Here is a 21,345-nt window from a genome sequence, read left to right on the forward strand (position 1 = left end):
ACCAAGACTATTGAATTTATCTAATATTTATAAATGATAAGGGAGGTTATTTGGATTGGATATCCAGCTCTCCTTGATCCGTGTACCAACTGATTAACTTATTTCTATCCTATTTTAAATCTTGAACTCATCTATAGTTTGACGTGGATATTGACAAAATAAATAAGTATAGGCTTAAATGAGTAATTTCAAACGGAGTGACCTTAAATTGAGCGAACATTATTCAGAAAAGACACATTTACAAACAGCGACTTCAAGCCTAGGTGCCGCTTATTTTATATTTTTTCTCGCTGCATCCTTTTATCTGTATGAATTCATCTTGCAAGTTGCGCCCAGTGTCATGGCTGAATCGATGATGAAAACATTTGGGGTCACAGGACAAGGATTCGGAATTATTTCCGCTTTCTATTTTTATGCGTATGCACCGACGCAAATACCGGCTGGTGTATTATTTGACCGTTATGGCCCCCGAAAATTAATGACCTTTGCTATTATTTTGTGTGCTTTAGGCTCTGCTTTTTTTGCTTCGACAGACAGTGTCTTCACCGCTTGTATCGGTAGATTTTTGATTGGAATTGGCTCAGCATTTTCTTTTATCGGTGTATTGGTTCTTTTATCACGATGGTTTCCCCCCTATTACTTTGCTATTTTTGCAGGAATTGCCCAATTGATGAGTTCTGTAGGCGCTATTTTTGGTGAAATGCCGCTCGCTTATTTAATTCAAGGGGTTGGATGGCGTAATGCGAGTTTTATCCTTTCCATTATAGGATTTGTTTTAGCGGGATTATTTTGGGTTTATATTCGTGATTATCCCCATCAACAAAGTCAAACAGTGCCTGCGCATTATTTACGTGACGAATGGAAAAGATTAGTCGCTGTATGCAAGCATGGCTATACCTGGATAACAGGCAGCTATGCATTTACGATTTGGGCTCCCATAGCAGTTTTTGCTGCATTGTGGGGTGTCCCTTACTTGCAGGAAAAATTTCAAATCAGCGTTGTCGCTGCATCTGGCTTATGTAGTATGATTTGGATTGGTATTGGCGTGGGTAGTCCTCTGTTAGGATGGTTCAGCGATCGGATTGAAAGCCGACGCGTCGCTTTAATAATTAGTGCTGTTTTGGGGCTACTGGCTACTTTGGTCTTATTGTATTTGCCCGGTTTATCTTATCGGTGGGCGCCATTCGTTCTATTTGTATTGGGGCTAGGAGCAGGAGGACAAACGGTAAGCTTTGCTGTCGTAAAAGAAAATAACGCTCCTGATCTTGTTGGTACCGCTTCAGGCTTTAATAATCTTTCTGTTGTTTTAGGTGGCGCATTATTCCAACCATTGGTGGGGTATATTTTACAACATACAAACTTATGGCATTTAGTGAATGGTGTGCCTGTATACAGTGTTCAAAGTTATCAGATTGCCTTATTGGTGATGCCGATATGCTTTTTGTCAAGTTTGATTATCGCAAGTTTTTTTCTTAAAGAATCTCATCCAGCTCATCGGAAGCATTAGTTCTAAATTTCAGCACATTTTTGTATCAAAAAAGTGTGCTGAAAAAATTCAAGAACCGAGAGAACAGGAATTTAAACTATTGATTAAAACTGAATCCGACTTGTCATTTTTTTCTTTTGATGCAAACCATAATAAGGCACATTTTTCTTTATAAAAAATATAACTTGCTTCATTTAAACGACTTAAATACTTTTTCTTGGCATAACCCTCATAAGAGGCCTCTTCTTTAGCAATTCGTTTAAATTTATCCGCATATGCATTTAATTTGGTTGAAAAAAACTTGGCTGCTTCTGAAGCATCCCAATCACTAGACAAAATTTTAGTAATGTTATTAGGGAAAGTATAAAGATGCTCCTCAAAAGAATCAAACAGGATATTCCATAAGGAAAGCGATTCATAGGGACCTTTTACTTGGGAAATTGTTTGTAAAAAATGACAAACAGAGGCTGAATGGAGTTGCAAAGTACCCTCCTTACGAGCTTCTTCTAAAAGGTACATTTGTATGCTGTGCGCCCATTTCCCATGTTCTGGTCCAGCACCTAAATCGGCGGACAAATATCCATTTTGTAATAAAATATCATAAAAAAAATCGGCGGTTAATTCACCATATAAAATTGGTGTTGTCTCAGGAAACTGGAAGTTATCACTCATTGTATATTCACTGGAGTAGTTAATCGCTCTTGGTTTGTTAAAATGATTATTCTTACCCCATTCATTAAAAAATTGGCGCAAAGATTTATTTTCTTTTTGATAAAATTTAAAATATTCAGAGACAAACTTCTTTAAACCATTTTTAACAAGCCCTTCAGAACAAAAATATTTCCAAACCGCTATAGCATCTTCTTTAACTTCTTTTCTCAAATCGGTATACCCAAAATCACTTAAAGTTTGCTCATAGTTATTTATATCCTTTTCTCCAGTCCGAATTAATTCAATGGTCATTATTATCACTCCTGCGAAAAGCATGCGTTACATCTGAATTGTTAGAGATTTTTAGGAGAGGGTATCAATCCTGCCCTAAGAGGATCTGATCTAATTTAGCCTTTAAAAAAATAAGCGAATATTTATCAGTGCGCCTAAGGCTATAATTTAAAGCCATATTAAGCATTTATTATAACTATTGTCAAACAGTTGATCTTGTGGTTTATTTTACATTCATAATATGGTTGAATGTTCCATTTCATCATATCAATACAATAGCTCGAACTGTTCCTGCTAATGCGGAAGGTAAAAACTTATCTTCTCCGGGATTGGGAATATATGAAAGTACTGGCTCAAGGTAGATATTATGAAACAGCTTTGCTTGATAATAAATTTGGTACATCAATTCGGAAGATCGATTGGTGATTCTATGGTTTAGCCAGACAATGGATAAACCTGTGCCGATAGAATCACTCTCACGATGGGGAACAAGACCAAATAGCGTAAACCCACCTCCAACCGATCGATTCATTGGTAATACACTGGAATTGTTGATGCTGAATTGATAAAAGGCAGAGATTCCGCTGATGTCATATCCAGGATGGCGATACCATAGGCGTTGCGAACCAAATAGATATCCCCCTGTCGCTCCAATTTCATTTAAGTTACGTTGATTGATTAATCCCGTCTGGTGCCAAAGACCTATCCCCATAGTCCCAGGTAGATGGTTTTTACCTAAAGTCCATGCTCCACCTGTTTCAGCCACCTGAAAATAGTTTCCATTAAATGAAGGACCAGTTAGGCCAGTTTGCTTACCTTGTGCCAGATTCCCATCATATATACCGTATGAAAGATACCATTGGGTGATGGGAGCTAGGTTCACGGTAAGTCCATAGGCACTGTTTGTATAGCCAGGCATAACGCCATCCACTGCAGGATTAATAAAAATTGGAGTATAAATGAGACTGGTTACTGCGGGGATATTCGGTGCATCAGAATCCAGGGAAGCAGGTTTAACCAGATTGTTAAAATCTAATGTGGTTATTGTTTTTCCAATGCGAACAAACATTTTTTTATTGAACAGCTCTTGCCGATACCACAGAGCATAAAGTTCGGAACGGTTAAAAGGATATACGTCAGGAAGCGAATTATAACCTTGTATTATACCTGCTTGGGCATTGGTGTTTTGGGCATTTTGTTGCAGGAACTGAGCACTAAATAGTCCTCCATTCCAACCATTAAATTGCTCCATATCTACTGTAAGATCAATTAACAGTACACTGTTTGATGTGATTCGATCAGGATCCGTGATGCCACCAATCATTAAATCATTAGTATCTCCAATCCATGCCCCTTGAACCATAATTCCATGATTGTTTTCAATACCCCATTTTTTTTCAAAATACTTTTGAAGCAACCCTGAACCCGTGGTTACATTAACTGCGGCTGGATTAGAACTAATGCTTGTATTACTCGAAATGTGCTTTGCGCCTTTTTTGTTTGAGTTCGTTCCAATAGGCATAGGGGTTTTTGCACTAGTATTGCTATAAATATTATTTGCAAAAAAAATTAAAATTAAAAAGGAGATTCTTTTCATATTTTATAGAGCAGGTTCTAACCATATGATTGATATATTTCATTAAATAAAGATTGAAAGCAAGCCGACGTAAAAACAAATTTGACAAAAAATGACTAACTCGATAAGTTATTAAAAATATTGTTAAAGCAAAGACTTAGTGGGATTCTGTTGAAACGGAGAGCAACAATGAATTTATTAAAAAAGTATATTTTGGGGACATTCTTTTCCTTATTCCTGCTATGTCATTTCGCAATAGCTCAAAATGATCCAACAACCACATTAAACTTACATAAATGCTTTCCTTATATTGAGAAACTTCCTGATCAAACGCTCATGATTGCCCCGCCTCAAAATAGCAAAACAAACCATAAAACATATATACTTCCTGCAACCCCTGCAACCACTCAGTGGGGCGTGTTTAATAATCAGCAAATACCTGTTTTAAGCATCAACCCGGGAGACACTGTTTCTATAGAAACCATGGCAGCTTCAGACAATCAAGTGGTGCCCGGTACTCCAATTGAAGAAGTCGTACGTATGAATAACGCAGTCCCAGGAAGAGGTCCCCATACTATAACAGGACCAATTTATATCCAGAATGCAGAACCAGGAGATGTTCTTAAAATACACTTTAACAAAATTATCCCAAGAAGCTATGCATCCAATAACAATGTTCCTGGGAAAGGTTTATTCCCAGAGGAATTCCCAAAAGGGCAAATTAAATATTTTTATCTTGATGTAAAAAATATGACAATGCAATTTGCACCCGGTATTGTTATTCCGCTCGCACCTTTCCCAGGATTGATTGCTGTAGCACATGGCGAAAAAGGAAATTTTGATACAATTCCACCTGGCCCTTTTGGTGGAAATATGGATTTGCGGGAAATGAAAGAGGGTACAACTTTGTACTTACCTGTTTTTGTCAAAGGTGCTTTGCTCTGGACGGGAGATTCACATGCAGGGCAGGGGAATGGGGAGATTAATCTTACGGCAATTGAAACAGCCTATGAGGAATTCAATATTACAATAGATTTAATGAAGCAGAAACAATTAACTTGGCCGAGAGTAGAAACACCAACTGCATGGATTACAGTAGGTTATGATAAGAACCTAAACAAAGCATTAGATATCCTCAAAAAAGAAACAATTAAATTAATCATGGAACAAAATGACATATCACAAGAACAAGCAAAAAAAATAATGTATGCCACATGGAATTGTCCTATTTCTGAAGTAGTCAACGGGGTAAAAGGAGTTTATTGTATCATCCCCAAAAAAGGTGAAAAGCAAGATTCTTTCCTATTGGCCAAAACCGATTCTCCTAGCCAGTATATCACTTATGCAAAAGATAATGATGTTGAGAATGCAATGAAAAAAGCATCCATGGAGATGCTTAATCGCATTTCAGTCGAGAAAAGCATTTCCCGTATCGATACTTATTCATTGCTCAGCCTCACGATGGATTGTCGTATTGCCCCGCATCAGAAAGGAGAGAAAGAGGTCCATTGTATGATGGATAAAAGTTTGTGGGTAGCATAAAAGCGAAACAATTGAAAACAGATTCCCGCATTGCTTTGACACAATGCGGTGATTTATTTTACTTGGCTTCTTTAGGGAGATTATCCTCAGAATCCCTTGAATTTTTATTGAAAAAAGTGAGTCCAACACATAATAAAAAAATGAGCTCAATGGCATTACAATAGAGAGCAAAATGTAGATTATTATGATTCTTATAGAAAATATTGGCTACCTCAGTGCCGATAGCACCCACAACCATCACACATAAACTCACAATTGCAGAGGCCGTTCCTTTACTCACTGGAGTGACAAAGAGACAGTACCGGTTTAAAGGCGCATTTATCACACTTAGGGCGAAAAAATAAATAATCGTTCCCGGAAGTAAATAATAATAGGCATTGCCATATAGAAAAGGCAGCAAGGAAGTTAATATGGCACCGATAATCATAATAATAGACCCTAAAAAAACAATTTGTTTGATTTTGAATTTATAGGTTAATTGATGCAAAAACCAGTTGCCTAGAATGGTTGCGCCAAATACTGGCAATTGCCAAAGACCATATTGAATCACTGTGAGCTTTGCTTCTACAATTAAAATAATAGGAGCTAAAGCAATCCAGGCAATACATGGAATACCGACAGTGCCTGCAGCTAAAGTACCCAAGCAAAAGGCTTTGTTGGTCAGCAGATCTTTGTAATTCCTAAGCACTTTATTTGCTGAGAATTTTGTTTTTGGTGTGAGCTGTCCATTGCTTTTTAATTGGCCAATAGGTTCAGGCATATATCGCCATAGACCCCATAAAGAAATCAGTGCACCTAGAGCAATGGTAATAAAAATATACCGCCATGATGTGTAATGAATAACTATTGCTCCCATCAAAGGCCCAAGTAAAGGTGCAAGTATCGCAACATTGGCCATAATAGCGATTATGCGTATAGCATCCATTTCTTCGAAAATTTCTTGAATTGTTGCATAACCAATGACACCAATAAAACACAAACCCATTCCTTGAAAAAAACGGGCAATTAGAAATTGGCTCATGGAATTTGAGCATGCTATAAATAATGTAAAAACAAAGAATAGAAATGCGCCGAGCAACATCATCGGCCTGCGTCCATAACTATCCGATATAGGTCCTAAAAAGATTTGTAAGCTTGCTCCTCCGAGAATATAGATACTCAAAGATGTAGCTACTACTGATTCAGGGGCATGAAAAGAGCGGACAACATGGACCATACCTGGCATGATCATATCGTTAGCAATATAAGTAAGAAACTCATACATAACGAAAAAGCAGGTAAATATAAGTGCCTGTTGTTTTGTAATTGGGATAAGGGGTTTAGTCATAGCAAAGACCCTTCTAATTATTTCTTCGATAAATGTATTACTCTGTAATTCTGTGACTTAATTTTATATACTCTTTTGATGTTCAACTTTGCGAAACATCTTATGAAATGGTATTTTTTTGGTGAAGATAATGGCAAACCCAGAATTAATGAACATTTAATGATTTACATCATTAGTCTACTTGATCCGACTTCTCAGTTCAAGGCATCCCTGGTGAATCATAAATGGAAAGAAGTTGCAGAACTAACCCAAAAATACCTCTCTCTATTACCCGCAATTCAAAGCATTCCTATGTTTTCAAAAGTAGGTCTTGATGTATTAAGATTGAAATTAATGTCTGGCGGTATGACGAATACCACTATCAGAGTACAAGCGGGTCCTGATATCTCGAAATTCTATGAACAGCTGCCAAATAGAAATCCACTAAATAGAGGACAGTATAAATCGAATCGTTGGGTATTACGTATTCCAGGGGAGATATCTTCTTTTTCTGTATCCCGGATGATTGAAGCTGAGAATGCCCGTAAGGTATGTGAACTGGGCCTTAATGTACCTATAGAGTATATTGATTCGAAGGGATTTCAATTGACTCAATTTATAGACAATGTGCAAGTTTTAGATGAAAAAATCTTGGAACGTGTAGATATATTAAAAACTTTAGCAAGTTTGGCAAAGAAACTGCATACCTCGGAACGCTTTAGTAATGATATTGCTGTTTTTGATCGTAATGAGCAGTTGCTGAATGCATTAAAAATGAAAAAATTTGTTCTTCCAGGGGAAACAAGTTTCATCGAGGAGCAGATGACTTATTTAAAGAAACTTTCTTCATTTTATATAATCGATTTGAGTCCATGTCACAATGATTCGACACCCTTAAACTATATGTTGGCATCAACAGGGGTAGAAAAGAATCAGATCATCTATCAGATAGATTGGGAATATTCCGGTAATAATGATTTTATGTGGGATCTTGTTTATTTTTCTATTGAAGCAAAATTTACTAAAGAACAAGAGTTACATTATTTAAATGCATATTTCGGTACAGTTAAACCCTCCGTTTTGGCATGGTTCAATGCTTATAAGCCTGTTGTAGAATGGTGGATAACACTGTGGGCTTGGACTCAATTAGCTAATGAAGCCAAATCAGTTGCTGAAGAAGCTTACCAAAATTTAGCTATGGAACGTTATCAGAAGACCAGGGAACTTTTACAAAGTGAGGATTTTAGAGATTCTCTTTCTATCATTGAAACAGATAGATTAAGCGCCTCTTTTACAGGGCAAAGACCCTTTTGAAGTGTTTTCCGGTTATTTACTCAACTAATTTATACCATATGTTCTAAAAATTCTTGCAGGTGGATTTTTTCATGTTCTGTTTTTAAATATGTTTTCAGGAGTTCCATTGCCTTGGAGTATTCATCAAATTGTATTACTCCTCGCATGAGCTCAAACCGCAAAAAAACACAATATGTATTTAGCACATCAGTTTCACAGTAATCACGGATACTTTTTATTTGCCCTAATAAATATTGTTCCCATACTTTAGAACCGCTCATCCCCATTTTCCCCGGGAATCCTAACATGCTGGATATTTCATCAAGTGGGGCATAGGCTTTATTTTGATATCCTGCAATGACGTCCATGAGATCCAAATGCCGATAATGGAACCGGCTCAAATAATTGTTCCAGCGAAAATGTTGATGGTTTTCACCGTTTTCCCAGTAAGTTGGTGCGGGTATACCATGTAATAGCGAACGATAATGCAAAACTGGGAGATCAAAACCGCAGCCATTCCAGCTGACTAAAACTGGTGTGTGTTTGTCAATACCTGAAAAAAAACGTGTGATTAACTCTTTCTCATCAGAAGATTCATCGCCCAGAGACCAAACTTTAACTTGTGAGCCCTGGCTTAACACCAAAGAGATGGCACAAATTTTTTGTAAATAATGCGGTAAAAAATCATGACCAACTTTAGCACGACGTAAAGCGAACATTGCTTGGGCCGTATCGGTGTCAGATAAGCCATGTAAATCATATAAATTACGTGCGGTTTCAACGTCAGGAATTGTTTCGATATCGAATACAAGAATCGTCATTGGCTCAACTTAAAATATCCCATCTTCAAGTCTTATCTTACCATGAGGGAGCTTTTTGGAAAATATTTATTGATATATCTGATATTTTGATTGCCACCTGTATCAATTCAGCATAGATTGTGCTATTTAAATTTGTTAAAATAACACTTTTTATTGTTTGGTTGCTCATGGACGCTTTGTTACAAAATTTGAAAAAGCTACGAATTGCTTTCTTGTTGTTTTCTTTTTGTCTTACTGCATGTGTTAGCCATCCTCCTGCGGACGTAAATAATATCTGTAATATATTTCGAGAATATCCAAAGTGGTATCAACATGCCAAAGATGTGGAACGTAGATGGAGGGTCCCTGTTCCAGTACAAATGGCAATCATTCACCAGGAATCAAAATTTAATGCTCGGGCAAGACCGGCTCGCAAGAAACTCTTTTGTATTATTCCCTGGAAAAGACCTTCTTCAGCTTATGGGTACACCCAAGCATTACATGGAACCTGGAATTATTACAAACAAAATTGTGGCGGATGGTTTGCTTCACGTCATGATTTTGCTGACGGTGTCGATTTTATCGGTTGGTACGCCAATGAAGCTTATAAAAGAGCCAGGATTTCTCGATCAGATGCTTATTCACTTTATTTGGCATATCATGAAGGCATCGGTGGGTATCAACGTAAAACCTATTTAAGAAAAAACTGGCTAATACCCGTTGCGCGTAAAGTAAATGCTCGCTCTCAACTCTATGCGATGCAGCTTAATTCATGTAAAAATAGACTGGAATCTCATTCCTGGTTTTAAGGAATAAGTAAAAGTCTAGGTGGAATAAGAGTTATATTTGAATTTATAGGTTTGAATACTTAATATTATAATCAGTAATTAAAACTGATATCGATCACTAAGGAGTTTTTAATGCGATTAATGCTTTTGGGTGGGCCGGGTGCAGGTAAAGGTACCCAGGCTTTGCGTTTGATAGAACGTTATCAAATACCGCAAATCTCCACAGGTGATATGCTTCGCGCTGCGATTGCACAGGGAACTGCTTTGGGATTAAGCGCTAAAAAAATTATGGAAACTGGAGGTCTGGTACCTGACGATATTATTATTGGCCTGGTTAAAGAGCGTTTAAAAAGGAATGACTGTGCCAATGGTTTTTTGTTTGATGGTTTCCCCAGAACAATTATACAAGCAGATGCGCTGAAGCAAGCCGAAATATTTTTGGATCATGTTATTGAAATTGATGTGAATGATGAAGAAATCATAAAGCGAATCAGTGGACGTCGTATCCATCTACCGTCTGGTCGAGTTTATCACATACAAAATCACCCACCTAAACGGGATGGTATGGATGATGTAACTGGCGAAGCATTGATTCAACGTGAAGATGATAAAGAAGAAACAGTAAGAAAACGTTTGGAAGTTTATCGCAGTCAAACAGCTCCTTTAGTAAATTATTATAAGTCATGGGCTGAGAGCGGCGCTCATGGCGCTCCTGAGTTTCATAGTATTTGTGGAACTGGAGATGTGGATGAGGTTTTTCAAAAGATTGTCAATTCAATTGAGGCCAAGGAAGAAATATGAGCATACATAATGTAACCAGTACAGAGTTCCAGTCTTTAATTAATGAAAATCAAATTGTATTTATAGACTTCTGGGCTGACTGGTGTGCTCCTTGTAAACAATTTTCTAAGATTTATGAGCAAGTAGCTGACCAGAATCCCAATATAGTATTTGCAAAGGTAAATATTGAGGCGGAGCAGCAATTGTCTGATTTCTTTGAAATCCGCTCCATTCCTCATTTGATGGTTTTCAAAGAGGGGATTGTTATTTATTCAAATGCTGGCAGTATGCCAGCCTCTACTCTTAAGGAATTAATTGAACAAGCTGAAGCAGTGGATGTTAGTGCAATAAAAGCGGAGCTTCAAGAGAAGGATAAGAAGTAATTCGCGATAAATAATATGCGAGTTCTTTCTTACCTTTTTCATCAATAATTAAATTAAGCTTGGTTCTTCTTTTAAGAATATCGTCGCAACTCTGTGCCCATTCTTCTAAGATCAAGTAATCAACTTCGACTTGATATAAGTAAGTGCAATATTTTTTTCCTAAAGATTTAATACTATTACAAGGTGCAAGAAAGGTTTCCATGCGACTTCCGTAAGTATATAAATAGTGATTCAGCAAATCTATATTCATCCATTTGTATTTTTCTTTTGCGTAACGACAGTATTGTTCGAAATTCATCTCTTTAAAAGTAGCGCCAGGAAGGGGAGTTGATGCACTGAGCGAATGTCCCATATTAGGGAAAATTGGATAAAGCTGGTTGATAACGTCTTCAGCCAATTGGCGGTAAGTTGTTATTTTACCTCCATAGATATTGATAATTGGGGCAGGATTGATATGTAATTCGTAGGTATAATCCCGACTTAGAGTATGTGCTTCTTTGTCCTCATCTGCCAGTAAAGAGCGAACACCGCTCCATGTATACACAATATCTTTCGGGGATATTTGGGTTTTAAAATACAAATTGGCTAAATCGATTAAATAATGAATTTCTTCTTTACTGATAGACGCATCAGCTGGGTTGCCAATGAATGGAACATCAGTCGTACCAATCATTGTAAATCCATGATAGGGAATAACAAAAATCACTCTTTTATCCGCATGTTGTAGAAGATAGGCATGATTTCCTTCATAAATTCTAGGTACAATGAGGTGACTTCCTTTAATTAAACTAATTTTCTGTTGTGCTGAAATTTGAGTCAATTGTTCCACTGATTTAACCCAGGGCCCTGCTGCATTAATTAGTGATTTAGCATAAAGCTCATAATTTGAACCCATTTTAGGCTGAATGGTTAAATGCCAAATGCCCTCAACAATTTTAGCTTGAACTATTTTGGAATGAGGTCTAATGCTTGCACCATGATCTTTTGCTTGAAGTGCATTGACAATTGTTAATCGAGAATCGTCAGTTACTGCATCATAGAATTGAAAACCTTTATTAATCTTTTCTAAAAGAGGCTCGAAAAAATCTCTCTTATTTTTTCTATAAACTAATTTGGATTTCGGTAATCGGTTTTTGCCACTTAAATGATCATAAAGAAAGAGTCCTAAACGCAAAAACCAAACCGGACGCATGTGTTTTTCATAAGGGATAACCAGTGCCTGGGGATGTACCAAATGTGGCGCCAGGTCCAAAAGCCTTTGTCGCTCAATAATTGCTTTTTTGACTAGCTTGAATTCATAGTTCTCTAAATATCTTAACCCTCCATGAATTAATTTAGTACTGCTTGAAGATGTTTTTGAGGCTAAATCATCTTGTTCTAGAAGCACCACAGACAGACCCCTTAAAGACGCATCCGCAGCACAACCACAGCCGTTGATGCCGCCGCCAATAATTGCAACATCAAAAACCGAATCCATATTTTGGTCTCCACAAAAAAAGTATACACTTACAATATACACCAATAGTTGGGACAAGGAACTCTGCAATAATGAATTATTTACTTGCAATCGATCAAGGGACGAGTAGTACACGCGCCATGATATATACAGTTCATGGCGAATTAGTTACCAGCAGCCAATATCAGCTGACGCAACATTATCCTCAAACGGGATGGGTGGAACATGATCCAGAAGAGATATGGGAAAAAACACTCGCCGCAATGAGGGATGTCATTTCCCAAGTCTCCGCTGATCAAATTGTTTCTTGTGGCCTGACAAACCAAAGGGAAACTACCGTCATTTGGAACAAAAAAACAGGAGCATGTCTTGCTCCTGCTATTGTGTGGCAGGATCGCAGAACAGACACATATTGTCATACTTTGGCAGCAGATGAAGCCATGATCCAAGAGAAAACTGGTTTAATCCCGGATTCGTATTTTTCTGCTACTAAATTAAAATGGCTTTTAGAGAATAATGCTGAAGCGAAAAAGTTGGCTTCTAAAGGGGAGTTAGCTTTCGGCACTATCGATAGCTTCTTAATCTGGCGTTTGACTTCGGAACATTTGCATTTAACTGATATTACCAATGCATCAAGAACAATGCTATTTAATATTAAGGAAGAGGAATGGGATTTAGATTTGTTACATTATTTCCAAATTCCAGAATCAATTTTACCAAAAGTGTGTGCCAGTGACAGTCATTTTGGTGTAATCGACAAACAGTGGTTGGGAATCGAATTGCCTATCTCAGGGGTTGCCGGAGACCAACAGGCAGCTTTAATTGGCCAAGGTTGTTTCAAAATAGGTATGGTCAAAGCGACATTTGGAACAGGAGCTTTTTTATTACTGAATACTGGAAATAAACCTGTTTTGTCGCAACATAAGCTTTTAACAACTATAGCCTATAAAATTAGTGGTCAAACAGTGTATGGTTTGGAGGGAAGTATTTACCATGCTGGAAGTACCATTAAATGGCTTCGAGATTCTTTAAAAATAATAAAAAATACCCAGGAAACTGAAGAGCTTGCTGAATCTTTAACCGGAAATGAGGGGGTTTATTTGATTTCAGCATTCACAGGTTTAGGAGCCCCCCATTGGTTATCAACACCTGGTGCTTCTATTGTTGGTATTAATCTTTCAAGTAATCGGGCACATATAGCTCGGGCTGCTTTGGAAGGTGTGTGTTACCAGACTCGTGAAGTATGTAGATGCATGCGAGAGGACAGCCAATTGGATTTATCCCTTCTACGTGTCGATGGAGGCATGGCGGTAAATCGATGGTTTTTACAATTTTTAGCGGATCAGTGCCAATTACAAGTTCAAAAACCCAAAGATATAGAAACAACAGCTCGAGGAGCAGCCATGCTTGCCGCTTTGGGGTGTGGTCTTTATAACTCTCTAGATGAGTTGCATGCAATCTGGGATGTGGACAACTCCTATATGCCTAAAAGAACTTTGGAGCAAGTGGAATTGGATTATTTTGGTTGGAAAGAAGCCCTACAGAAAGTAAAAGAGTAATTAAACTCAAGAAAATTCAATTTAGAACTTGTGCTGGAGCAACCTGGGTAGCTTTTTGCTTGCCCAGGTTCTTAATTAATTAAGGTACATCTCTGGTCTTTTCCCCAGTATAAAGCTGACGCGGCCGGCCAATTCTTGATTTAGTGGCTACCATTTCCATCCAGTGACTCATCCAGCCTACTGTACGCGCTAAAGCAAAGACTACAGTAAACATGTTCGTGGGAATTCCTATAGCACTCAAAGTGAGTCCTGAATAGAAATCTACATTAGGATAAAGCTTTTTCTCAATAAAATAATCATCTTCAAGTGCGATACGCTCCAGTTCCATGGCAAGCTTAAATAAAGGAGCATCTTTAGCCCCTACAGCTTCCAAAACATCATAACATGTTTGACGCATCACTTTAGCTCTAGGATCATAGCTTTTATAAACACGATGTCCGAATCCCATTAATCGGAATGGATCATCCTTGTCTTTTGCCCGTTTTATATAATGCTGAATCCGGTCAACAGAACCTATTTCTTTGAGCATATTGAGACAGGCTTCATTTGCACCACCATGAGCAGGTCCCCAAAGGGCACCTATACCTGCAGAAATGCAGGCGAATGGATTCGCTCCAGTTGAGCCTGCCAGGCGAACTGTTGATGTAGAAGCATTTTGCTCATGATCCGCATGCAGGATAAATATAGTATCCATAGCGCGTACCAGAACTGGGTCGGGTATTGATTCTTCTGATGGAACGCTAAACATCATATGTAGGAAATTTTCGGCATATGACATTTTATTTTGAGGGTAAATGTAGGGTAGTCCTATTGAGTATTTATAACTCATTGCCGCAAAAGTAGGCATTTTAGCAACCATACGTATTGCAGAAATAAACCGATCTTCTGCATTGTTTAAATCCATAGTGTCATGGTAAAAGGCTGATAATGCACCAACCATTCCGACCATAATCGCCATAGGATGCGCATCACGGCGGAAGCCATTCAAAAACTGATACATTTGTTGATGAACCATCGTGTGGTTATTAATCAAATTGACAAATTTTTTCTTCTCTTCTGGATTCGGTAATTCACCATTAAGCAGTAGATAACTGACATCAAGAAAATCTTTTTTCTCAGCAAGTTGTTCAATTGGGTAGCCTCGGTAAAGCAATATACCTTTATCGCCATCGATATAAGTAATTTTTGATTCACAGGAAGCAGTGGATAAAAAACCTTGATCAAAGGTAAACACACCACGCGAACCCAGTTGTGTGATATCAATCACATCATTACCCATAGTAGGTGTGTATACTGGTAGTTCCAGCGGCTCTTGGCCTTCAAGGATCAGTTTGGCTGTTTTTTTTGTCATTGCTTCTCCCGATAAAAGGATTCGTTTGTTTGTGCGTTGCACTATATACAATATGGGTGCATTCAGTCAATTTTAATTATGATTTAGAATTTGAAAGATTGACAGAAAAAATGAATATATTTGTGACATCAGGTGTATATTCAGTAACCTTTAAGATTTGTAGACAAGCCGGCTCTTACCCTGCCACGGGAAGTTATATTGGGTCATTTTGACGCAAACAAATAATATAAATAATACGCGCTGGTTTGAAATAAACAATAATCTCTTGTCTGAATTGAAGTTTTAGCTGTTTCACCTATCTACATTTTAGGAGAGACGATTTAATTAAATCCGTCTCTGTGGTATCCTTTGTTATTAAAATTTATCGTCAAGGATACCTCCACACTATGGTTTATCTAGCTAAAGAAATCTTGCCAGTAAATATTGAAGATGAATTAAAACAATCTTATCTCGATTATGCAATGAGTGTTATTGTAGGTAGGGCTTTGCCTGATGTTCGCGATGGATTAAAACCCGTTCATCGGCGTGTTCTTTTTGCGATGAGTGAATTAGGGAATGATTGGAATAAACCTTACAAAAAATCAGCTCGTGTTGTAGGGGATGTCATCGGTAAATATCATCCCCACGGTGATACAGCAGTGTATGATACGATCGTTCGTATGGCACAGCCTTTTTCAATGCGTTATCTTTTAGTGGATGGTCAGGGAAACTTTGGTTCTGTAGATGGTGATGCACCTGCAGCAATGAGGTATACCGAAGTAAGAATGTCCAAAGTGGCACACGCTTTACTTGCTGATCTTGAAAAAGAAACAGTAGACTTTAGTCCAAACTATGATGAAACAGAATTTGCTCCCGTTGTTTTACCTTCTCGTATTCCCAATTTATTAGTTAATGGCTCTTCTGGTATCGCTGTAGGGATGGCAACGAACATACCGCCCCACAATTTAACCGAAGTAATAAACGCTTGTATTGCCTTGGTCGATGATCCTGAATTAAGTCTGGACGATATTATGGAAATTATTCCAGGGCCAGATTTTCCAACCGCTGCCATTATTAACGGACGCGCTGGCATTATTCAAGGTTATCGTACTGGAAAAGGGCGGGTCATCATCCGGGCGCGAACCGAAATTGAAACGGATGAGGATTCTGGACGTCAATCCATCATTATTCATGAACTTCCTTATCAGGTGAACAAAGCGCGTCTAGTGGAGCGTATTGCTGAGCTGGTGCGGGATAAAAAAATTGAAGGGATTTCCGGACTTAGAGATGAATCGGATAAACAAGGGATGCGAGTAGTTATTGAACTCAAGCGTAATGAGGTAGCGGATGTTATTTTAAATAATTTATACACCCATACTCAGATGCAAAATGTGTTTGGTATTAACATGGTTGCTTTAGTGGATGGCCAACCGCGCACATTAAACCTCAAACAAATACTTGAGTATTTTATAAAACATCGCCGTGAAGTAGTTACTAGAAGGACATTGTTTGATCTGAAAAAAGCACGTGCTCGCGCCCATTTATTAGAAGGTTTAGGAATTGCTCTAGCTAATATTGATGAGATGATTGAACTCATTAAAAAATCACCTACACCTCAAGATGCTAAAGAAGCATTGCTTGCTAAGTTATGGCAACCAGGAATGGTTAAAGCAATGCTTGAAAGAGCAGGGTCCGATGCTTCTCGGCCTGATGATTTAGCAGCTGAGTTCGGTTTAGGTTCTGAAGGGTATAAATTATCAGAAGCGCAAGCTCAAGCCATTCTTGAATTAAGGTTACACCGCTTAACTGCTTTGGAACAGGATAAAATTTTAGGAGAATTCGAGGAGTTACTGAAACTAATCCGGGAACTCCTGGAAATACTCGCTTCCCCTGAGCGGCTTATGCAGGTAATCCGGGATGAGCTCTTAGAAATAAAAAATCAATTTGGTGATGAACGCCGTTCCGAAATTACTGCATCACAAGAAGATTTGACTATAGAAGATCTTATTACAGAAGAAGATGTCGTCGTGACTTTATCCCATCAGGGATATGTAAAATATCAACCTCTAAGTGCTTATCAGGCTCAGCGTCGAGGCGGGAAAGGTAAATCCGCTACAAATGTTAAAGATGAAGATTTTGTTTCTCGTCTAGTCATCGCAAGCACTCACGATACGCTGCTGTGTTTCTCAAACCATGGAAAACTTTATTGGTTAAAGGCATACCAATTACCATTAGCCAGTCGTATTTCACGCGGTCGGCCTATCATTAATATTTTACCTTTGGCTGAGAGAGAGGAAATTAATGCCATGTTGCCTGTTCGAGAATATACAGAGGGATATTATGTATTTATGGCGACTAAAAAAGGAACTGTTAAAAAAGTACCCTTAAATGCCTTTAGCAGGCCTCGATCAAATGGAATCATTGCAGTAGATTTGGATGAAGATGATAGTCTGGTTGGTGTTGATATCACTGATGGAAGTAAGGACATCATGCTCTTTACTGATGCAGGTAAAGTAGTTCGCTTTGTTGAAAGTAAAGTAAGGCCAATGGGCCGTACTGCTCGAGGTGTTCGCGGTATACGAATTGAAGAAGGTCAATCCGTTATTTCTTTAGTAGTCGCTCATTCAGATGGAACCATATTAACGGCGACAGAGAATGGATATGGTAAACGCACATCTATTGAAGAGTACCGAGTTTCCGGTCGCGGTGGCCAGGGCGTTATTTCCATTCAAGTCACTGAGCGTAATGGTAAAGTAGTGCGTTCAGTACAAGTGACAGACGCTGATGAAGCCATGTTGATCACAGATAAGGGTACATTAGTTCGCTTTAAAATTAATGAATTATCAGTAATCGGCCGTAATACGCAGGGTGTGCGTTTAATCAATGTCAGTCCCGGTGAAAAAGTTGTTGGAATGCAAAAGATTGAAGACTTGGGTGAAGACTCTAATGAATCCAATGAAATAACCGAAATAGAAGAAAACAGCGATGACATCTAGAGTATTTAATTTTGGTGCTGGACCTGCAATGCTTCCTGAGTCCGTATTGAAGGAAGCCCAGGTAGAACTTCTTGATTGGCATCATCTTGGTGTTTCTATCTTGGAAGTAGGACACCGTAGCCCAGAGTTTTCAGCGCTGTTAAATCATGCAGAACAATCTTTGAGAGAATTGCTTTCTATTCCTCAAAACTATCATGTATTGTTCTTAGGAGGAGCTGCCCGAACCCAATTTGCCATGATTCCCATGAATCTCCTACATCCTGAAGAACAAGCAGGTTATCTGGTGACGGGGACTTGGTCGCACATGGCATTAGCCGAAGCCCAACATTTAAAAAGTGCATATTGTATTGCCAGTGATGAAGAAAATGGCTACAAGACAATTCCTGATCCAAAACATTGGGTTTTAAAAGAAAATACTTCATACGTGTATTACACACCAAATGAAACAGTAAATGGGGTTCGATTTCCCTACGTTCCTAAAACCAAAGGAATTACTTTGATAGCAGATATGACATCCGCTTTACTGAGTGAGCCTATAGATATAAATAATTATGGATTAATATTTGCCGGAGCCCAGAAAAATATAGCCAATGCCGGTTTAACTATTGTTATTATTAGAGATGATTTATTAGACAGACTGCCCGATCCTCCTGTACCTACAATGCTTGATTATAAAATTCAAGCAGAGCATCACTCCCTCTATGCCACATCGCCCGTATTCAACTGTTATTTAGCAAACAAAACATTTGATTGGATAAAAGAGCAAGGCGGTGTGGAAGAAATATATCGGCTGAACTGCCAAAAAGCCGAAAAGTTATATCATTATTTAGACAATACCGATTTTTATGTAACTTCGGTAGATCCAAAAGTTCGATCTATAGTTAATGTTTGTTTCTCACTAAAAAATGAGAAATTAGAAAATGATTTTTTTCGTTTAGCACAACTTCGCGGTTTGTATGCTTTAAAAGGCCATCGGCTTGTAGGTGGAGTACGAGCCAGTCTTTATAATGCCATGCCGATGGCCGGAGTTGATGCACTCATTGAATTTATGTCTGAATTTGCAAAGGAAAATAGTCGGTGAGAATACATAATTTTAAAAGTAAACCTGCACAATCTTTAAAAGGTCAAATCACTGTACCTGGGGATAAATCAATTTCACATCGCTCCATTATCTTTGGTGCTTTAGCTAAGGGAACTACAATAATTAATGGATTTCTTGATGGCGAAGATTGCATGGCCACCTTAAAGGCATTCAAAGCGATGGGCGTTACCATTGAGGGACCAGATGAGCAGCAAGTGGTAATTTATGGTGTTGGCAAGCACGGATTAAAAAAACCTGAAAAAGTATTAGATTGTGGGAATTCTGGGACTAGCATCCGATTGCTGGCTGGACTATTGGCTGCACAACCATTTGATAGCGAACTCACTGGGGACGAAAGCTTATTAAAAAGGCCTATGTTGCGAATTAGCAAACCTTTAACTGAAATGGGTGCTGAGATTTTAACCACGGATGGCAAACCTCCAATTCAAATAAAAGGAGGTAAAAAGCTTCGAGGAATTAACTACTTGATGCCAGAAGCGAGTGCTCAGGTAAAATCATGTATTCTGCTGGCGGGCTTATATGCTGCGGGCGAAACAAAAATTATAGAAAATGGGGTGAGCCGAAATCATACAGAACTTATGCTTAAGAATTTTTCCTACCCCATCCATCGGTCGGGTAATACTTTGACTATTAATTCAGCACATGAATGTTTAGCAACGGAAATTGATATTCCTGGTGATATTTCATCTGCTGCTTTTTTTATTGTTGCAGCCACTGTTGTTCCTAATTCAAACGTTCTCATTCGCAATGTAGGTATTAATCCAACACGTACCGGTATCCTACACATTTTGTTGGAGATGGGTGCAAATATTACTCTTTTAAATCAGCGACAGTTGGGTGAGGAGCAAGTTGCGGATCTTCAGGTTCAATATGCGCCTTTGAAAGGGATCAATATTGAATCCAATATGGTACCCCTTGCAATTGATGAATTTCCTGTTATTTTTATAGCCGCAGCGTGCGCCCAAGGACAAACAACGTTACATGGTGCTAAAGAATTACGCTTTAAAGAAAGCGATCGCATCGCTGCTATGGTAGATGGTTTAAACATATTAGGTATCCAAGCAGAAGCATTAGATGATGGGATAATTATTGAGGGAGGCACTTTAGGCGGTGGTATTGTTGAAAGCAGAGGAGACCATCGTATTGCGATGGCTTTTGCAATCGCTGGTGCTGTAGCTAGCGACCCGGTTACTATAAAAAATTGTGTCAATGTAGCTACCTCATTTCCTTTGTTTATTGAAACAGCAAGGGAAATTCAACTCCAAATAGAGGAAACTATAGAGAATGTACAATGAAGATGTACCTGTTATAACCCTTGATGGCCCAAGTGGAACTGGAAAGGGAACTTTATGCCAATTACTCGCAAAACATCTTAAATGGAATATGCTAGACAGTGGTGCAATTTATCGCATTCTTGGTTATGCAGCTAGAAAAAATGACATTGATTTTCATGATATTGATAAATTAAGCAAGCTTGCACGGACTCTAAATTTATATTTTGTATCTACTGATTCTGGGCCACAAGCCATTTTGGATGGTATTGATGTCAGTACAGAAATACGAAGTGAGCAATGTGGTCAAGATGCTTCTCAGATTGCAGCAATTCAGGAAGTGAGACAAGCTTTACTTGAGCGTCAGCGTAATTTTGCTAAACCACCCGGATTGGTGACTGATGGACGTGATATGGGCACCGTGGTCTTTCCTGATGCTGTTTTAAAGATTTTTTTATATGCAAGTGAAGAAGAAAGAGCAAATAGACGTTATTTACAGTTGAAACAAAAAGGAATTAATGTTAGCCTCGCGCAGGTTGTAGAAGAATTGGCTAAACGTGATATAAGGGATACTGCTCGTACACACGCGCCATTAAAGCCTGCAGATGATGCAGTGCAAATTGATACAACCAGATTATCCATTGTACAAGTGTTTAATATTGTATTAAAATTAATTAATGAACGTTTGTTGTGATGTTTAATTTTTGGGGGAAAGACTGAGTGGAACTCATTCTT

General features: G+C 38.3%; 17 protein-coding genes. 11 read left to right on the plus strand and 6 right to left on the minus strand.

Going from position 1 to position 21,345, the window contains the following annotated elements; genetic code table 11:
- The first annotated feature begins 178 nt into the window (after positions 1-178).
- Entirely contained in the window at positions 179-1,507 is a 1,329-nt protein-coding gene (locus tag BU07_RS0109615; protein WP_115262290.1) for an MFS transporter, read from the plus strand.
- 48 nt (positions 1,508-1,555) lie between these two features.
- On the opposite strand, the gene BU07_RS0109620 is transcribed toward BU07_RS0109615, so the two are convergent.
- Positions 1,556-2,449: a LirA/MavJ family T4SS effector gene (locus tag BU07_RS0109620; RefSeq protein ID WP_031565537.1), complete on the minus strand. Its 894-nt coding sequence runs from the start codon at positions 2,447-2,449 to the stop codon at positions 1,556-1,558.
- A gap of 241 nt (positions 2,450-2,690) precedes the next feature.
- Positions 2,691-3,950 carry a carbohydrate porin gene (locus BU07_RS0109625; RefSeq protein ID WP_051635555.1) on the minus strand — a complete coding sequence of 420 codons (1,260 nt, stop codon included), beginning with the start codon at positions 3,948-3,950 and terminating at the stop codon, positions 2,691-2,693.
- Positions 3,951-4,193: 243 nt separating this feature from the next.
- Here BU07_RS0109625 and BU07_RS0109630 point away from each other — a divergent pair, with 243 nt between their 5' ends.
- Entirely contained in the window at positions 4,194-5,546 is a 1,353-nt protein-coding gene (locus tag BU07_RS0109630) for an acetamidase/formamidase family protein (protein WP_051635529.1), read from the plus strand.
- 58 nt (positions 5,547-5,604) lie between these two features.
- Here the strand turns inward: BU07_RS0109630 and BU07_RS0109635 are convergent, their stop codons facing one another.
- Positions 5,605-6,873, minus strand: coding sequence for an MFS transporter (locus tag BU07_RS0109635; RefSeq protein WP_031565543.1), 1,269 nt, complete (start codon positions 6,871-6,873; stop codon positions 5,605-5,607).
- A 102-nt stretch (positions 6,874-6,975) separates the two neighbouring features.
- Between BU07_RS0109635 and BU07_RS0109640 the strand changes: the two genes are divergently transcribed.
- Positions 6,976-8,166, plus strand: coding sequence for a choline/ethanolamine kinase family protein (locus BU07_RS0109640; RefSeq protein ID WP_031565546.1), 1,191 nt, complete (start codon positions 6,976-6,978; stop codon positions 8,164-8,166).
- Between the two features lie 29 nt (positions 8,167-8,195).
- Here BU07_RS0109640 and BU07_RS0109645 read toward each other — a convergent pair whose 3' ends face one another.
- Entirely contained in the window at positions 8,196-8,966 is a 771-nt protein-coding gene (locus BU07_RS0109645; protein WP_031565547.1) for a 3'-5' exonuclease, read from the minus strand.
- A 167-nt stretch (positions 8,967-9,133) separates the two neighbouring features.
- Between BU07_RS0109645 and BU07_RS0109655 the strand changes: the two genes are divergently transcribed.
- The 3 genes from BU07_RS0109655 (at position 9,134) to BU07_RS0109665 (ending at position 10,896) form a co-directional block, all read left to right on the plus strand.
- Entirely contained in the window at positions 9,134-9,754 is a 621-nt protein-coding gene (locus BU07_RS0109655) for a transglycosylase SLT domain-containing protein (RefSeq protein WP_031565549.1), read from the plus strand.
- A 111-nt stretch (positions 9,755-9,865) separates the two neighbouring features.
- Positions 9,866-10,534 carry an adenylate kinase gene (adk, locus tag BU07_RS0109660; protein WP_031565551.1) on the plus strand — a complete coding sequence of 223 codons (669 nt, stop codon included), beginning with the start codon at positions 9,866-9,868 and terminating at the stop codon, positions 10,532-10,534.
- A complete protein-coding gene (locus BU07_RS0109665; protein WP_031565552.1) occupies positions 10,531-10,896 on the plus strand; it encodes a thioredoxin family protein in 366 nt (121 codons plus the stop codon). Before adk ends, BU07_RS0109665 begins: the two co-directional genes overlap by 4 nt.
- Here BU07_RS0109665 and glpD read toward each other — a convergent pair.
- Positions 10,853-12,373 (minus strand): glycerol-3-phosphate dehydrogenase, encoded by a 1,521-nt coding sequence (glpD, locus tag BU07_RS0109670; RefSeq protein WP_031565554.1) that lies wholly within the window; start codon positions 12,371-12,373, stop codon positions 10,853-10,855. The genes BU07_RS0109665 and glpD overlap by 44 nt on opposite strands.
- A 71-nt stretch (positions 12,374-12,444) precedes the next feature.
- Here glpD and glpK point away from each other — a divergent pair, with 71 nt between their 5' ends.
- The gene (glpK, locus tag BU07_RS0109675; RefSeq protein WP_031565557.1) at positions 12,445-13,911 is read left to right on the plus strand and encodes a glycerol kinase GlpK; all 1,467 of its coding nucleotides are present in this window, start codon (positions 12,445-12,447) and stop codon (positions 13,909-13,911) included.
- Between the two features lie 79 nt (positions 13,912-13,990).
- On the opposite strand, the gene gltA is transcribed toward glpK, so the two are convergent.
- Positions 13,991-15,262 (minus strand): citrate synthase, encoded by a 1,272-nt coding sequence (gltA, locus tag BU07_RS0109680; RefSeq protein ID WP_031565559.1) that lies wholly within the window; start codon positions 15,260-15,262, stop codon positions 13,991-13,993.
- Positions 15,263-15,648: 386 nt separating this feature from the next.
- Between gltA and gyrA the strand changes: the two genes are divergently transcribed.
- Genes gyrA through cmk form a run of 4 tightly spaced genes read left to right on the plus strand, consistent with a single transcriptional unit; the run spans position 15,649 to position 21,304 of the window.
- Positions 15,649-18,237 (plus strand): DNA gyrase subunit A, encoded by a 2,589-nt coding sequence (gene gyrA / locus BU07_RS0109685; RefSeq protein WP_031565561.1) that lies wholly within the window; start codon positions 15,649-15,651, stop codon positions 18,235-18,237.
- A complete protein-coding gene (serC, locus tag BU07_RS0109690; protein ID WP_031565562.1) occupies positions 18,227-19,318 on the plus strand; it encodes a 3-phosphoserine/phosphohydroxythreonine transaminase in 1,092 nt (363 codons plus the stop codon). The genes gyrA and serC overlap by 11 nt, the downstream gene beginning before the upstream one ends.
- Positions 19,315-20,634, plus strand: coding sequence for a 3-phosphoshikimate 1-carboxyvinyltransferase (gene aroA / locus BU07_RS0109695; RefSeq protein ID WP_035899041.1), 1,320 nt, complete (start codon positions 19,315-19,317; stop codon positions 20,632-20,634). The genes serC and aroA overlap by 4 nt, the downstream gene beginning before the upstream one ends.
- Positions 20,624-21,304, plus strand: coding sequence for a (d)CMP kinase (gene cmk / locus BU07_RS0109700; protein WP_031565566.1), 681 nt, complete (start codon positions 20,624-20,626; stop codon positions 21,302-21,304). The genes aroA and cmk overlap by 11 nt, the downstream gene beginning before the upstream one ends.
- The last annotated feature ends 41 nt before the right edge of the window (positions 21,305-21,345 follow it).

Source organism: Legionella wadsworthii DSM 21896 = ATCC 33877 (assembly GCF_000701265.1).
GTDB lineage: Bacteria > Pseudomonadota > Gammaproteobacteria > Legionellales > Legionellaceae > Legionella > Legionella wadsworthii.